Origin of the sequence: Pyramidobacter sp. CG50-2, assembly GCF_003612005.1 — a bacterium.
GTDB lineage: Bacteria > Synergistota > Synergistia > Synergistales > Dethiosulfovibrionaceae > Pyramidobacter.
On record NZ_RAWT01000002.1, the window covers coordinates 55,553 to 69,978 of the forward strand.

17 protein-coding genes are annotated in these 14,426 nt (G+C 60.8%); 16 read left to right on the plus strand and 1 reads right to left on the minus strand.

The window, feature by feature from the left end; genetic code table 11:
* Positions 1 to 165 precede the first annotated feature (165 nt).
* The 3 genes from trmB to coaD are packed head-to-tail and all read left to right on the plus strand — an operon-like array spanning position 166 to position 2,118.
* A complete protein-coding gene (gene trmB, locus D7D26_RS00740) occupies positions 166 to 1,110 on the plus strand; it encodes a tRNA (guanosine(46)-N7)-methyltransferase TrmB (protein WP_120371642.1) in 945 nt (314 codons plus the stop codon).
* A complete protein-coding gene (locus D7D26_RS00745; protein WP_078015110.1) occupies positions 1,107 to 1,613 on the plus strand; it encodes an RsmD family RNA methyltransferase in 507 nt (168 codons plus the stop codon). Before trmB ends, D7D26_RS00745 begins: the two co-directional genes overlap by 4 nt.
* On the plus strand, positions 1,600 to 2,118 hold the full coding sequence (gene coaD / locus D7D26_RS00750) for a pantetheine-phosphate adenylyltransferase (protein WP_078015109.1): 519 nt from the start codon (positions 1,600 to 1,602) through the stop codon (positions 2,116 to 2,118). The genes D7D26_RS00745 and coaD overlap by 14 nt, the downstream gene beginning before the upstream one ends.
* On the opposite strand, the gene D7D26_RS00755 is transcribed toward coaD, so the two are convergent.
* Positions 2,115 to 3,326, minus strand: a complete 1,212-nt coding sequence (locus D7D26_RS00755) for a tRNA(Met) cytidine acetate ligase (RefSeq protein ID WP_120371643.1) — start codon at positions 3,324 to 3,326, stop codon at positions 2,115 to 2,117. The genes coaD and D7D26_RS00755 overlap by 4 nt on opposite strands.
* A 97-nt stretch (positions 3,327 to 3,423) precedes the next feature.
* On the opposite strand from D7D26_RS00755, the gene D7D26_RS00760 reads away from it, so the two are divergent.
* The 13 genes from D7D26_RS00760 to hpt all read left to right on the plus strand — a co-directional run bounded on the left by D7D26_RS00760 (position 3,424) and on the right by hpt (position 14,421).
* Complete coding sequence (locus D7D26_RS00760) at positions 3,424 to 4,611, plus strand: acetate/propionate family kinase (RefSeq protein ID WP_120371644.1); 1,188 nt, start codon at positions 3,424 to 3,426, stop codon at positions 4,609 to 4,611.
* Positions 4,612 to 4,642: 31 nt separating this feature from the next.
* The gene (locus D7D26_RS00765) at positions 4,643 to 5,209 is read left to right on the plus strand and encodes a YceD family protein (RefSeq protein ID WP_120371645.1); all 567 of its coding nucleotides are present in this window, start codon (positions 4,643 to 4,645) and stop codon (positions 5,207 to 5,209) included.
* Positions 5,210 to 5,211: 2 nt separating this feature from the next.
* Complete coding sequence (gene rpmF / locus D7D26_RS00770) at positions 5,212 to 5,427, plus strand: 50S ribosomal protein L32 (RefSeq protein WP_078015105.1); 216 nt, start codon at positions 5,212 to 5,214, stop codon at positions 5,425 to 5,427.
* Between the two features lie 301 nt (positions 5,428 to 5,728).
* On the plus strand, positions 5,729 to 6,331 hold the full coding sequence (fapR, locus tag D7D26_RS00775; protein ID WP_120371646.1) for a transcription factor FapR: 603 nt from the start codon (positions 5,729 to 5,731) through the stop codon (positions 6,329 to 6,331).
* A gap of 2 nt (positions 6,332 to 6,333) precedes the next feature.
* Positions 6,334 to 7,365: a phosphate acyltransferase PlsX gene (gene plsX / locus D7D26_RS00780; RefSeq protein WP_120371647.1), complete on the plus strand. Its 1,032-nt coding sequence runs from the start codon at positions 6,334 to 6,336 to the stop codon at positions 7,363 to 7,365.
* 96 nt (positions 7,366 to 7,461) lie between these two features.
* Positions 7,462 to 8,403 (plus strand): nitronate monooxygenase, encoded by a 942-nt coding sequence (locus tag D7D26_RS00785; RefSeq protein ID WP_078015102.1) that lies wholly within the window; start codon positions 7,462 to 7,464, stop codon positions 8,401 to 8,403.
* Between the two features lie 15 nt (positions 8,404 to 8,418).
* Positions 8,419 to 9,369, plus strand: a complete 951-nt coding sequence (gene fabD, locus D7D26_RS00790) for an ACP S-malonyltransferase (RefSeq protein ID WP_120371648.1) — start codon at positions 8,419 to 8,421, stop codon at positions 9,367 to 9,369.
* 2 nt (positions 9,370 to 9,371) lie between these two features.
* A complete protein-coding gene (gene fabG / locus D7D26_RS00795; RefSeq protein ID WP_120371649.1) occupies positions 9,372 to 10,109 on the plus strand; it encodes a 3-oxoacyl-[acyl-carrier-protein] reductase in 738 nt (245 codons plus the stop codon).
* Between the two features lie 48 nt (positions 10,110 to 10,157).
* Entirely contained in the window at positions 10,158 to 10,409 is a 252-nt protein-coding gene (acpP, locus tag D7D26_RS00800) for an acyl carrier protein (protein WP_009164755.1), read from the plus strand.
* 105 nt (positions 10,410 to 10,514) lie between these two features.
* A complete protein-coding gene (gene fabF, locus D7D26_RS00805) occupies positions 10,515 to 11,753 on the plus strand; it encodes a beta-ketoacyl-ACP synthase II (protein WP_120371650.1) in 1,239 nt (412 codons plus the stop codon).
* Positions 11,753 to 12,448, plus strand: coding sequence for a ribonuclease III (gene rnc, locus D7D26_RS00810; protein ID WP_120371651.1), 696 nt, complete (start codon positions 11,753 to 11,755; stop codon positions 12,446 to 12,448). Before fabF ends, rnc begins: the two co-directional genes overlap by 1 nt.
* 138 nt (positions 12,449 to 12,586) lie before the next feature.
* The gene (gene tilS, locus D7D26_RS00815; RefSeq protein ID WP_158606210.1) at positions 12,587 to 13,891 is read left to right on the plus strand and encodes a tRNA lysidine(34) synthetase TilS; all 1,305 of its coding nucleotides are present in this window, start codon (positions 12,587 to 12,589) and stop codon (positions 13,889 to 13,891) included.
* On the plus strand, positions 13,882 to 14,421 hold the full coding sequence (gene hpt, locus D7D26_RS00820) for a hypoxanthine phosphoribosyltransferase (protein WP_078015096.1): 540 nt from the start codon (positions 13,882 to 13,884) through the stop codon (positions 14,419 to 14,421). Before tilS ends, hpt begins: the two co-directional genes overlap by 10 nt.
* The last annotated feature ends 5 nt before the right edge of the window (positions 14,422 to 14,426 follow it).

The following is a 14,426-nucleotide window of genomic DNA, read 5'->3' on the forward strand; positions in this document are numbered from 1 at the left end:
TCTTTTCGCCCTCGAAAACGGCGGCGGACGGACCGTTCACGCGGCGCGGATTTTTTTGTTATAATGGGCCGTCTTTCAGAAAAAAACGAGAATTCCGCGCCTGCAAAACGCAGGGAGAGTCATGGATTTTGCCCCTGCGTGAAAAAGGCATTGGAGGGAAGAATTTTGAATCGTGGAGACGTGGTCCTCAGACCGACGCCGGAATGCCGCCTGCCGGCCGAGCGCGAGGGCGCGCCGCGGCTGATCGAGATCGGCTTCGGCAACGGCGATTTTCTCGTCGACCTCGCGCAGAAACGCCCGGAAGCGCTGGTTTACGGCGTGGAAGTTTCCCACATGTGCCTCGAAAAAGCGCTGTCGCGCGTCGCGCGCCTGAAGCTGGGGAACGTGCGCCTGCTGTGCGGCGACGCGCGCTTCCTCGTGCGCGAGTGTTTCGCCGATAACTCGGTGGAGCGCATCTACATGAGTTTTCCCTGCCCCTGGCCGAAGGAGCGCCATGCGCGCCGCCGCGTCACCTCGGAAGGTTTTTCCGCTCTGTTGGCCTCGGTGCTGAAGATCGGCGGCGTCTTTGAGATGGCCACCGACGAAGGCTGGTACGCCGACGAGGTCGAACGGATCCTCGGCTCGCACGCGGCGCTGAAGCTGGCCGAGCGCCGCCTCAATTTCCGGCGCGGCATCACCACCAAGTACGAGCGCAAATGGCTGGACATGGGCAAGGACATTCATCATCTTTACATCGAGAAAACGGCGCCCTGGAGCGTGCCGCGAATGGTGGAAGGGAGCGTGGAGGACATGCACGTAAGAATCGCGCCGGCGGTGCCGGTCGATCTTGAACTTCTCGACCGGACGGTGACCGGCCGGACGGGCAGCGCGCAGGGGCGCCATGGCGAGGATTCGCACTGGGCTTTCCGCGGCGGTTTTTGCGCCGCCGACGGCACGCTGCTGGAGGAGACGATCTGCACCGACTCCGGCTACGAGCAGAAGTTCTACGTCAAAATCGTCAGTAAGCCGGAGTGTACGCTGGTCAAGCTGGACGGCGTCTTCGCCCCGTTTCTGACGCCGGCGGTGCGCTTCGCCGTCGCGGATGCGGCGCGGAGGATCCGGGAACAGTGAAAGAGGTCAGGCCGACCGCCGGCAAGACGCTGGGGGCGCTGTTCAGTATCCTCGGGCCGCTGTCGGGCATGAGCTTTCTCGATCTGTTCTCCGGCACCGGGCGGGTGGCGAAGGAGGCGCGCGCCCGCGGCGCGTCGATCGTCACGGTGGAGCTGCTGCGCGACCGGGCGGCGGAGATCCGCCGCGCGCTGGGCGCGGAAAATCATACCGCCCTCTGCATGGACGTGCGCAGGGCGCTGAATTGGCTGGAAAAGCGCGGGCTGAGCTTCGACGTGATCTTCGCCGATCCGCCCTATGAGATGAAGTGGATGAGCGAGCTGCCGCGGCTCCTCGGCGCTCATGCCGGACTGTTGAAGCCCGGCGGCACGGTGATCCTCGAGCGCGCCGGGCGCGAGCCGCTCGACCTGGATGATTCGCCCTGGGAGCTGGCGGACGAGCGGCGCTACGGCGTTTCGGTGCTCGATTTCCTCAAACTGAAGGAGGTCTCCGATGTACAGGCATAAGGCGGTCTATCCCGGTTCCTTCGATCCGATCACGAACGGCCACGTGTTCATCGCCGAACGCGCGGCGGCGCTATTCGACGAGGTCGAGGTCTCCGTGTTGATCAATCCCGACAAAAAAGGAGCCTTCGCGATCGACGAACGGGTCGACATGGCTCGCGAGGCTCTCAAACACCTTTCCAACGTCACGGTGAATTCCTTCTCCGGGCTGCTGGTGGATTTTCTGCGCCAGCGCAAAAGCAGTATCGTCATCCGCGGTCTGCGGGCGCTGTCCGACTTCGAGTACGAGTTTCAGATGGCGCTGATGAACCGTCAGCTGGCGCCGGAGATCGAAACGCTGTTCATCGTCACCGACGCCAAATATTCGTTTCTTTCCAGCCATACCATCAAGGACGTGTTCCAGCTCGGCGGCGAAGTGCGCAACCTCGTGCCGCCCTATGTGTACCGCCGTCTGGTGGAGCGCTTTCACAGCGGCGCCAAAGCCGGCGCCGGTCTGGTGAGAAGCTAGCCGTTCAGGACCAGCGGCACGGCTTTTTTCTCGCGCTCCCAGTCGGGGCGGGGCACAAGACTTTCCCACAGCGCCGCGCCGCGGAATTCCAGCGTCATGATCTTTTGGGCGTAGTCGTCGCCGCGCAATCCCGCGGGTTTCGTGATCACCGGCAGCGCACTCTTTTTGCGCATCAGGCGCAGCAGCTCGCGGCCGCGGTCGTTCATCGCCAGCGGACGGATGTAGGCGGGGCCGCGGCGCTGAAAGAGCTGGTTGTCCGCTTCGCCGACGTTCAGCAGCAGCCCCATGAGCTGACGGCGGACGCGCGTGCGCGGATAGCGGCGCGTGGCGACCCGTTCGGCCAGTTCTTCGAAACTTTCGCAGCGCGGATACTGGTCGAAAAAACGGTTTTCGATGCCCTCGCTCATGTCGGCGTATCGCGCCAGCTCCGCTTTCGCGGCGCGCATGAGCAGCAGCCGCAGCGCCAGCCAAAGCGGCTTCCAATCGAGGCAGCAGCGTCCGGCAGCGATATTTCCCCGAAGAATCGCCGCGCTTTCGTCCGGCATGGCGCGGTACGCGCGCTCCGTCCGCCCGTCCAGAAGCGCTTCGCGGATCCCCGTAGCGCTCATGATCTCGCCTTCGCTGCGGTCATGGTATCCGGTTCCGACGCGCCGCACCGGCAGCAGTTCGAATTCGGCCTGCTGGCGCAGCGCCGCCTCCGCGTAAGCGAGGGCCAGCGTGTTGTTGGGCTTGCCCAGCAGCGCGCCGGCGCCGGGACAAAGCCGTTCGGCCGCCTCGGCTCTCGCCTGGGCGTAAGAAGAACCTTTTTTTAAGAAATCCTGTAAAACAGCCTTGAAAGCTGGAGGTTCCTGGACTAAAATAGCAGAGATTGCGCCGAGCAGGTCCGTTTCGTCTTCCATGCCGAAGGAAATGGCCTCGACGACGCCCGTCGCTTTCAGCAGCGCCACGGCGCCGCCGGCGAAAACGCCGGCGTTGTTGCAGGAAAACGGCAGCGGCAGCTCGAGCGCCAGATCGACGCCGCAACGCACCGCGGCGCGGGCGCGTTCCCATTTATCCTGTAGCGCGGGCACGCCCCGCTGCAGGAAGTTCGACGACAAAACGGAGATAACGGCCGCGCCGGCGTTTCTTTTTTTTATTTCCTCGATCTGATACCGATGGCCCCGATGAAAGGGATTGTATTCGGCGACGATGCCGATGATTTTTCTCATGATGGTGATTCTCCTCTGAATTTGCCCGCGGCGCAGGGGATGAGTGACAGTTTGGATATACGACAGAGCGTCAAAAACGTCAAGGAGGTTTTTTGTAATGAAGATTCTCGTTATCAACTGCGGCAGCTCCTCTCTGAAGTATCAGGTCTTCGACATGGACAACGAGTCCGTGCTTGCCAAAGGTCTGGTCGAGCGCATCGGCATCGACGGTTCCCGCCTCAAGCACACCAAGATCGGCATGGACGCGGTGGTCACCGAGACCGCGATCCCCGATCACAAGGTCGCCGTCGATCTCGTCCTCAAGTCGCTGCTCGACGCCAAAGTCGGCGTGCTCAAGAGCCTTGACGAGCTGGGGGCCGTCGGGCACCGCGTCGTCCACGGCGGCGAGGAGTTCGCCGGCTCCGTAAAAATCACGCCCGCTGTGATGGACGCTCTGAAACGTTGTGCCCCCCTTGCGCCTCTTCACAATCCCGCCAACATCATCGGCATCGAGGCGATCACGGCAGCGCTGCCTTCGGTCCCTCAGGTCGGCGTTTTCGACACGGCGTTCCATCAGACCATGCCCGACTACGCTTTCCGCTATGCCGTGCCTGAGAGATATTACAAGGAAGACCACGTGCGCCGTTACGGTTTCCACGGCACCAGCCACCGCTTCGTATCGTCCCGCTGCGCCGAAATTCTCGGCCGTCCCATCGAAGATCTGAAGATCATCACCTGCCATCTCGGCAACGGCAGTTCGCTGGCGGCCGTCGACCACGGCAAGGTCGTCGACACCTCCATGGGCTTCACGCCGCTTCCCGGCGTCGTCATGGGCACTCGCTGCGGCGACCTGGATCCGAGCGTTGTCACCTTTATCGCCCAGAAGGAAGGCGCCGAGAAAACCGACAAGATCCTCAACAAGGAGAGCGGTCTGCTCGGCGTCTCCGGCGTTTCCGCCGACCTTCGCGACGTCGAAGAAGGCATGAACAAGGGCGACGCTAAGTGCGCGCTGGCTTATAAAATGCTGACCTACAGCGTCAAAAAGTACATCGGCGCTTACGCGGCGGCCATGGGCGGCGTCGACGCCATCGTCTTCACGGCCGGTATCGGCGAGAACAGCGCCACGACTCGCCAGATGGTCACCGAAGGACTTGAATTCCTGGGCGTGAAGATGGATTATTCCAAGAATAATTTCCGCGGCGAGGAACGCGTCATCAGCGCTCCCGATTCCAAGGTCAAAGTCATCGTCATTCCCACCAACGAAGAGCTGGTCATCGCCCGCGACACCAAGAAGATGGCTTTCTGAGCGGGGACCAGGAGCGGAGAGAGCAAGACTTATGGCACTGACCGAACGGCCGGCGGACTGGCGTTTCGTTGTGCCTTTGCCGGAAGCGAAAGATTCGCAGCTCAGGCTCTCCCAAATCTGGACGTTGGATCTGAAAGAGCCCCTGTCCTGCGGCGCTCAGGAATTCTCCTTCACCGGTCCTGTCAAAGTCACCGTGGAAACGCAGCGGACCCCTGAGGGGGCCGACGTTTTGATCGGAATTAGTGGAGAAGTTGCTGCCGAATGCCGTAGATGTTGCGCGCCTTTGACGGTTGCAATTCGGCAGGAATTCATGTATTCTTACGTCTTGCAGTCGGAAGATGTTGGGAAAGTACAGGAAGAAGAGGAATTATTCTACGATTCCAACAGGGTCGTTCTGCCCGTTACGTGGCTCGGCGGCAGCGTTGACGTGACCGATCTCGTGTGGGAATGCCTTGTGGTGGCTTTGCCGCTTTACGCGACGTGCCCTGAGGGATGCATTGAGATCGATTCGCTTCTCCCCGCCGAGGATCGAAGAGATCCGCGTTTCCTGGCTCTGGCAGATTTTGTGGATGAAGAAAAGCAAAAAGGAGGGAAATGACTATGGCAACCCCGAAGATGAAAGTGTCCCACCGCAGGACCCACATGCGTTTTGCCCATTGGCTGGGCGAAAAGACCGCTCCCGGCATGACGGCCTGTTCTCACTGCGGCGAGATGATCCCGACCTACAGCGCCTGCCCTGTCTGCGGCTATTACCGCGGCCGCAAGGTGCTCAAGGTCGCCGCCGACAAGGCCGAAACCGAAGCGAAAGCCGAATAAGCTCGAGCTGCTCACAGAAAACTGAAGAGCCCCCTGCGTAAAAATGCTACGGCAGGGGGCTCTTTGCGTTTCTCTTGGAAGTCAGTGTTCATTGTCAAGAAGAGCCGGTGCGAAGCGATGAAAATCCTTTTCCTGGAGAGAACGTGCCGGCACGGCGGGATATATCATTTCTGCACAGTTTCATACGTAAAAAATATTTGGGGACGGCTGAAAGTGTCTTGACCTTTCACGGTAAAGTCTTTATACTTCGCGTAGTTCGAGAGTAGATATTAGGACTAGGTGTTAAAAGCGAGGGAGGAACATGTCACTGAAAAATGGCAAGTTGAAGCGCCACGAAAAGTTATTCGCGCTGATAGAACAGAATCCTCTCTATACCGATGAAGATCTCGCTCGGCTGCTGAAAGTGAGTCTCAGTACGATCCGGCTTGACCGCGCGCTCATGGGCGTGCCGGAACTGCGCGAACGCACCCGCCAGATGGCCGAGCGGGCCGTCAGTCGCCTGCGTTCTCTGAAGCAGGAGGAATTCATCGGCGAACTTCTGGGGCTGGAGCCAAACGTCTGGGCGCTCTCCATGCTCCAGACCACCAAGGAAATGGCCTTTCGCCACACCGACCAGGTCTGGGATCAATACATCTACGCTCAAGCGAGCACGCTGGCGATCGCCGTGGTAGAAGCCGACATGGTTGTCGTGCAGACGTTCCGCGGCCGCTACAGCGCTCCTGCGGTTGTGGGAGACCGACTGGTGGCCCGGGCAAAAGTGGGCGTTCATGAAGGCGACAAGTACATCGTGAGCGTTCATACCAACGTGGGCGACCGAGAGATTTACGTGGGGCGCTTTATCGTGCGGGCTCTGTCGAGCGGTGAAGAAAGCACGGTTTCAGCCGTGCGGGGGAACGAGGGATAAACATGATCATTGCCGTAGACGCCATGGGCGGCGATCACGGCGCGTCTGCCGTCTGTCCTGGCGTCATTGAAGCATGCAATAAAAACAGCGATCTCGAGATCGCTTTGATTGGGGACAAAACCGTCATCGAACCTTATCTGGACAAAGCTGACAGCAGCGTCCGAAGCCGCATTCGCGTGGTCCATACCGATGAAGTGGTCGATCCGAACGAGTCGCCCGCAAAGGCGATCCGCTGCAAAAAACGTTCCAGCATGCGTATCGCTATGGAAATGGTCCGGTCTGGTGAAGCGAAGGGTTGCGTCTCTTCCGGCAGCACCGGCGCGATCGTGGCCGGCGGTGTGCTTGTAGTCGGCCGTCTGAAGGGGATCGACCGTCCCGGCTTGGGGATCTTGCTGCCGACGAAGAAACCGGTGTTCCTTCTTGACGCTGGAGCCACCGTTCGCTGCAAGCCGCTGAATCTGGTACAATTTTCGCTGATGGGTTCCGTTTACATGAAGGACGTGGAAAAGCTCTCCTCGTCGCCGCGGGTCTGTTTGCTTTCCAATGGTTCCGAAGAAATCAAGGGCGACGACGTGATCGTGGCGGCTCGCGAACGACTGCGCGCCAGCGACGACCTGAATTTCGGCGGGTATGTCGAAGCCAACCGCGTTCCCATGGGCGACGCGGACGTCGTGGTTTGCGACGGTTTTTCCGGCAACGTCATGCTCAAGTCCTTTGAAGGGTTGATCAAATTCTGCAAAGGACTGGTCAAAGAAACCATCCAGGAATCTTGGCTGGCGAAAGCCGGTGCGCTGTTGCTGTATCCTTCCATGAAGAGACTTGGCGCGCGCGTCGATTATCAGCGCTACGGCGGTTCCGCGCTGATGGGCGTGAACGGCGCGGTGATCAAAGCTCACGGGCGTTCCAAAGCGCCCGCCATCGCCAACGCCATTGGCGTGGCCTACAGCTTCGTGGCACGTAACGCGCTGGAACGTATCCGTGAGGATATTGCACAGGAATTGGAAAAAGTTGCTGCCGAGGAGACGCTGTGCTGACGATCGCGCACCGTTCGCCGGAACGTTTGATGAGGTTTGAGAGGATTGGTGTCGGCAGCGCTCTGACTGCGAAAAACGAAAGGGGTTCGTTTCTTCATGCTCGGTAAGGAAATCACGGAACTTTTGGGAATTAAACATCCTGTGATCCAAGGGGCTATGGCTTGGATCGCCAATGCGGAGCTGGCCGCTGCGGTCAGCAATGCAGGCGGCCTTGGTATCATCGCCGCGGGAGCGACGCCGCCCGAGCTGCTGGAGAAAGAATTGCTCAAGATTCGCGAGTTGACCGACAAGCCCTACGGCATGAACATCATGCTTATGTCGCCGACGGCTCCCGCCGCGGTGGAACTGGCCGCCAAATATCGCATCAAAGTCATTACGACCGGCGCCGGCAGCCCCGGCAAAGTGATCGAGCGGTTAAAACCTCTCGGGGCGATCGTCATGCCCGTCGTCGCTTCCACGGCGGTGGCGATCCGTGCCGTCCGCCAGGGTGCGCAGGCTGTGGTGGCCGAGGGTATGGAAGCCGGCGGACATATCGGCGAGCTGACGACCATGGTGCTCACGCCCCTCGTGGCTCAAGCGGTGAAAGTCCCCGTTGTCTGCGCCGGCGGCATCGTCGACGGCCGCGGCATGGCGGCCGCTTTCTCTCTGGGGGCCAAAGGAGTTCAGGTGGGGACGCGCTTCGTTTGTTCCAAGGAATGCACGGTGCATCCCGATTACAAACAGGAACTTGTCAGGGCGAAAGAGCGCTGCACCGCGGTGACCGGCGCCAGCACGGGGCATCCCGTGCGCTGCATCGCCAATAAACTGACGAAGGAATTCCTCGATCTCGAGTACAACCACGCCCCGGTGGCCGAGATCGAAAAGTTGGGCACAGGCCGTCTTCGTGCCGCCGTCGTCGACGGCGACATGGAACGGGGATCCGTCATGGCCGGCCAGTCGGCTGCGCTCGTGAGTGACATCCGTTCCTGTGCCGATATCATCGAAAGCATGGTCGCCGAGGCCAAAACTATTCTCAAGGACTTGGAAGCCAACGCTTAAAAGGAGTCGAAGCCTATGAAGTATGCGATCGTTTTTCCCGGCCAGGGCTCTCAGGCCGTCGGCATGGGAAAGGAACTTTGCGGCGTTTCCAAGGCGGCAAAGGATACTTTCGCTGAAGCCGACGAGGCTCTTGGATTTTCTCTCAGCGACATCATTTTCAGCGGTCCCGAGGACAAACTGGTCCTGACGGCCTACACTCAGCCGGCTATTCTGACCATGTCCATCGCCGTGTTCCGCGCGCTTCAGGAAAAAGGCGTGACGCTGGCTCCCGCTTTTGTGGCCGGACACAGCCTTGGCGAGTACACGGCTCTCGTCGCCAACGGCGTACTGTCGTTGGCCGACGGCGTGCGTCTCGTGCACAAGCGCGGTTCCTTCATGCAGGAGGCCGTGCCTCGGGGCGTAGGCGCCATGGCGGCGATCCTCGGGCTTGAAGCCGACGCGGTCCGCGCCGTCTGCGCAGAGGCCGCTCAGGGCGAAGTCTGCGAGGCGGCGAACTACAACACGCCCGTGCAGACGGTCATCTCCGGCCATACGACCGCGGTGGAACGCGCCGTCGCGCTGTCTTCCGCAAAAGGCGCCAAGCGTTGCGTGATGCTGAACGTGAGCGCCCCGTTCCACTGCTCGCTGATGCGTCCGGTGGCGGACCGTCTGGCGGCCGAAATGGAAAAGTGCGTCTGGAACGCCGGCGGCTGCCCGCTGGTCGCCAACGTTTCCGCTCAGCCGGTCAGCGACGTTTCCGCGATTCGCGACGGACTGTACGCTCAGACCTACAGTCCCGTCAGATGGGTCGAAAGCGTGCAGACCATGGCTGCGCAGGGAGTGGAAGGATTCATCGAGATGGGGCCCGGCAAGGTGCTGAGCGGTACGGTCAAGAAGATCGCCCGTCAGGCCGCGGTGCTCAACGTGGAACAGCCGGCCGATCTCGAGCAGGTCGCTCCCTTTACGGAACGGAAGGCGGCGGAATAACGATGGCTCGCGTTGCTTTGGTGACCGGCGCCGGCCGCGGCATCGGCCGCGCCGTGGCGAAACGCCTTGCCGCCGACGGTTGTTCCGTGGCGGTGAACTATCGTTCTTCGGCGGAAGCGGCCCAGTCTCTGGTCGATGAGATCACCGCCGCGGGCGGAAAAGCGATGGCTTTTGCCGGCGACGTCTCCAGCCCCGAAGCGGTGAAGAAACTTTTCGACGACGTCAAGGAATCTCTCGGCCCCGTCGAGATCCTCGTCAACAACGCCGGACGGACGAAAGACGGGCTGCTGATGCGGATGAAGGACGCCGACTGGGACGACGTGCTCGACGCCGATCTCAAGTCCGTGTTCCTCTGCACGCGCGAAGCGGTCAAGTCCATGGTCCGCGCCCGCTGGGGCCGGATCGTCAACATCTCTTCGGTGGTGGGCGTGACGGGCAATCCAGGACAGGCCAATTACGGCGCGGCCAAGGCCGGCGTGATCGGTTTCAGCAAGTGCGTGGCGCGCGAATACGCCGCCAAGGGCGTGACGGTGAACTGCGTCGCTCCCGGTTATATCGCCACCGATATGACGAAAGTCCTGAGCGACGCCGCCAAGGAAGCGATCCTGGCGGGCATCCCGCAAGGGCGTCAGGGCAATCCCGAGGACGTGGCCAATGCCGTGTCCTTCTTCGCTCAGGAAAGCAGTTCTTACATCACAGGTCAGGTTCTCGCCGTTGACGGCGGGATGACAATGGCATAGAGCGGTTCTTTTACAAGGCCGCATATTTTTATGGAGGTGCTTTGAGCTATGACTAAAGCAGATGTTCTCGCTCGCCTGAAGGAAATCATCATCGACCGTCTTGACGTGGAAGAGGAGCAGATCCGCCCCGAGGCTTCTTTCGTGGAAGATCTCGGCGCCGATTCCCTTGACATCGTCGAGCTGATCATGGGCATCGAGGAAGAGTTCGACATCGAGATTCCCGATGAGGATGCCGAAAAGCTGACCACTGTCGGCGAAGCGATCAACTACGCCGCCAGCAAGCTTGGCATCGAGGAGTAACGAAGCTGTATTTGTCGGGAGAGGATACCAGTACGGCGGTTCCTCTCCCCCTTTTCAAAGGACCATCTAGTGTATTCGTCCACCGAGACGCAAGGAGATCTCAAAATGAATCGAAGAGTCGTGATCACCGGGCTCGGCGTGGTCAGCCCCGTTGGCATCGGCAAGGAGAATTACTGGCGCGCTCTTGAAGCGGGAGAAAATGGCGTTCGAAGCATTACTGCCTTCGACACTTCAGACTATAACGTGAAAATCGCGGGAGAGGTCATCGACTTTGACCCTGCCCTTTATATGGCTAAAAAAGAGGCCAAGCGCACCGACCGCGTCATTCAGTTCTCGACGGCGGCGGCGTCAATGGCGATCGAAGACGCGAAACTCGATCCGGCTTCCGTCGATCCCTGGAAGTTCGGCGTCTACATCGGTTCCGGCACCGGCGGATTGCACACCAGCTGGGAAGGATATCAGGATCTTTCCGAAAAAGGGCCTCGCCATGTTGGGCCTTTCGCCATCCCGATGATGATCAGCAACATGACCTCGGCCTACATCGCCATCAAGTACGGCTGCAAAGGCCCTAACATGTGCATCGTCACCGCCTGCGCTTCGTCGATCAACAGCATCGGCGAGGCATGGTACGCTGTCCAGCGCGGCGATGCCGACGTGATGCTGGCCGGCGGCGCCGAGGCCTGCGTGATGGGACTGACCGTGGCCGGCTTTGCCTCCATGAAGGCGCTGTGCACGACCCACAACGACGATCCGGAGCGCGCGTCCCGTCCCTTCGACAAAGACCGCGCCGGCTTCATCGTCGCGGAGGGAGCCGGCGTCGTCGTCCTTGAGGATCTTGAGCGCGCCCGCGCCCGCGGCGCTCACATTTACGGCGAGCTGACCGGCTACGGCGCCACGTGCGACGCCTATCATCTGACCGCTCCCGATCCCGACGGCGCCGGCGCCATGAAGGCCATGGAGTTGGCCATGAAGCAGTCGGGCTGGGACGGCGTCGATCTGGTCAACGCCCACGGGACGTCCACACATCTCAACGAGATCATGGAGTCCAAGGCCATCAACGGACTGCTCGGCGACAAGGCGAAGGATACGCTCGTCACCTCCACCAAGTCGATCTTCGGCCACACGCTCGGCGCGGCCGGCGGCGTGGCGGTCGTGGCGGCGCTCCAGGCCTTCGAGCAGGGGATCGTCCACAAGACGCGCAACTACGAAACGCCCGATCCCGAATGCGACGTCAACGTCGTCGCCGAAACGCTGTATGACCGGGACGTCAAACGTATCCTCGTCAACAATTTCGGCTTCGGCGGCCATAACGGCGTGCTCGCGCTGCAGAAGTACGAAGGATAATGAACGGAACGGAGCCGGCGCGGGCAAAAGATCTGCTCGAGTTTCAGCGGCGCATCGGCTACGAGTTCAGCGACCCGGCCCTGCTGGAAGAAGCGCTGACTCATTCTTCCTACGCGCACGAACGGGGAGTCCCGTTCTGGAACGAACGCCTCGAGTTTCTCGGCGACGCCGTGCTGGAAGTGCTGATCAGCGAAGAACTGTTCCGCGCCCGCCCCGACGCCAGCGAAGGGCAGATGACCCGCGAGCGCGCTTCGCTGGTTCGCGAAGAGGTGCTTTCCGCCTGGGGCCATTCTTTGGGATTGGACGGCCTGCTCCTTTTGGGAATGGGACAGCGCGGCAGCGCCAGCGAGAACATGATCGGCGACGCGGTCGAAGCTCTGATCGGGGCACTTTATCTCGACGGCGGGCTGGAACAGGCCCGCGCTTTTCTGAACCGTCGTCCGCGGGAAGCGTCGCACGAGCAGCTCGACCCGAAGAGCCGTCTGCAGATCCTCTGTCAAGAACGGAACGGGCCGACGCCTTATTATGAACTGCTTCAGCGTAAAGGGCCGGAGCATGATCCGATTTTCATCGTCCGGGCTCTGCTGGACGGCAAAGAGCTCGCCCGCGGCAGAGGAACCAGCCGCAAGGCAGCTGAGCAGGCAGCGGCGAGGGCCGCCTTGAAACTGGTCGAATCGCCAAAAGAACAGCCCTGAGAAAGATCGCTTGTCCACCTATGGACGAGCGATCTTTTTATGACGGGGCGCGATTTTATTTGTGCCTTCAACTTGATTTTGCTGCGTATTCGATTTAGAATCAATTTCCGTGAGGCGAAGGAAAGGGGAGAACCTGACGTGACGAAAAGCGATGTGCCGCGGCGCTTTCGCGGCGTCATGGAACGATGTGGCTGGCTCGGCCAGACGCCGGTGCTGCTCGGCGTTTCGGGCGGCAGCGACTCGATGAGTCTGCTCTGTCTTTTTTCCCGGCTTTACGAGCCTTCGCAGCTGATCGTGGTCCATATGGACCACGGCATCCGAGGCGCCTCGTGCGGCGACGGCGAGTTCGTGAAAAAGCGCTGCGCCGAATTGAACGTGCGCTGTGTGGACGAACGCCGTCCGGTCCCTGAATTGTCTCGAAAAGGCGAGTCTGAAGAAGCGGCGGGGCGTCGGCTTCGCTATGAGCTCTACGAGGAGACGGCGCAAAGATTCGGATGCCGTCTGGCGGCCTTGGGGCATACGCGCGACGATCTGGCCGAAAACGCGCTCATGAACATGGCCCGCGGCTGCGGGCTTTGGGGCGTGGCGGGGATGCCGGAACAGCGCGGCAACTATATCCGCCCGCTGCTTTCGTTCCGCCGCGAGGAACTGCGCGATTTTCTCCGCGCGCAGGGCTGGAGCTGGGTAGAAGACGAGACGAACGCGTTGAACATTTACCAGCGCAACCGCGTCCGCAACGAAGTGATGCCTCTGCTGGCCCGCGAGGTCAATCCCGGCGTTGTCGAGCATTTGGCCTCTCTGGCCGAAGAGGCGCAGCTTTGGCGAAAGATGCAGGAAGAGCAGTCGGCCGCGCTGTGCCGCGAGGTCTCGCTGCCGCGGCGCGGCTGGCCGTGCCTGAGCCTGAGCAAACTGCGCCGCGTCCACGAGTTCCAGCGCCGTGAACTGCTGCGCTTTGTGGGGCGTCGGCTGGGGCTGGCCGCTCTGACCAGACCCCGCGTCGAAGAGCTGGATCGCCTGACGTGCCGTTCCGGACGCTTTGTGTTCCAATGGGGCTCCGAGGTCGACGTGGAAGCGGGGGACGGCCTGCTGTGCTGGCATCCGGCGGCGGAAAAGCGGCTGGAGGCGCTCCGGCTTTCGCTCGGCGAAACGGCGCGCTGGGGCGGCTGGAAAGTTTCGCTGCGGCTGAAGGGCGCGTCAGCGGAGTCCGATTTCGGCCCCCGCTGCCCACTCGATGAGGCGCGGCCGGTCGTTCTGCAAAAAAATACTGAAAAATATGATGTGACAACGTCTTTTTTCCCGGTGATCTTCCAAAAAAATGTTTTTCGGGCGGAAAAAAAACAAAACCGATGGGAAATCCTCCGCCATAGTGTAAAATATAACATTGTTGCTCAGGTCGTTTTGAGTCCCCTTGTCGGGCGCTGGAGGGAATCTTTATGGAATTGAAAGCAGCGGAAGTCCTGATCGCTAGGGAACAGATCGCCGCGCGCGTTCGCGTGCTGGCGTCGGAGATCAGCAAGAAATACGACGGGCAGAGCCTGACCGTCATCGGCATCCTGCGCGGCGCGGTGATCTTCATGGCCGACCTGGTGCGCGAGATCTCGCCGTCGGTGAACGTCGTCATGGAGTTCATGAAGGCCGCGTCCTACGGCGCTTCGACCACGTCGTCGGGCAAAGTGACCATTTCGCAGGGAACGGGCATCGCGGTGAAGGGACGCCACATTTTGATCGTCGAAGACATCGTGGACACGGGGCTGACGCTGCAGCACCTGCGCGGATACTTCAAGGACGAGGGCGCCGCGTCCGTGGAAGTGTGCGTCCTGCTGGACAAAAGGGAACGGCGCGTCGTCGACGTGCCGGTCGAGTACACGGGATTCGTGATTCCCGATGAGTTCGTGGTCGGCTACGGCATGGATTATGATCAGAAGATGCGCAACCTGCCTTCGATCCACACGGTGCGCTCCGTTTCGGAGTGATGTTA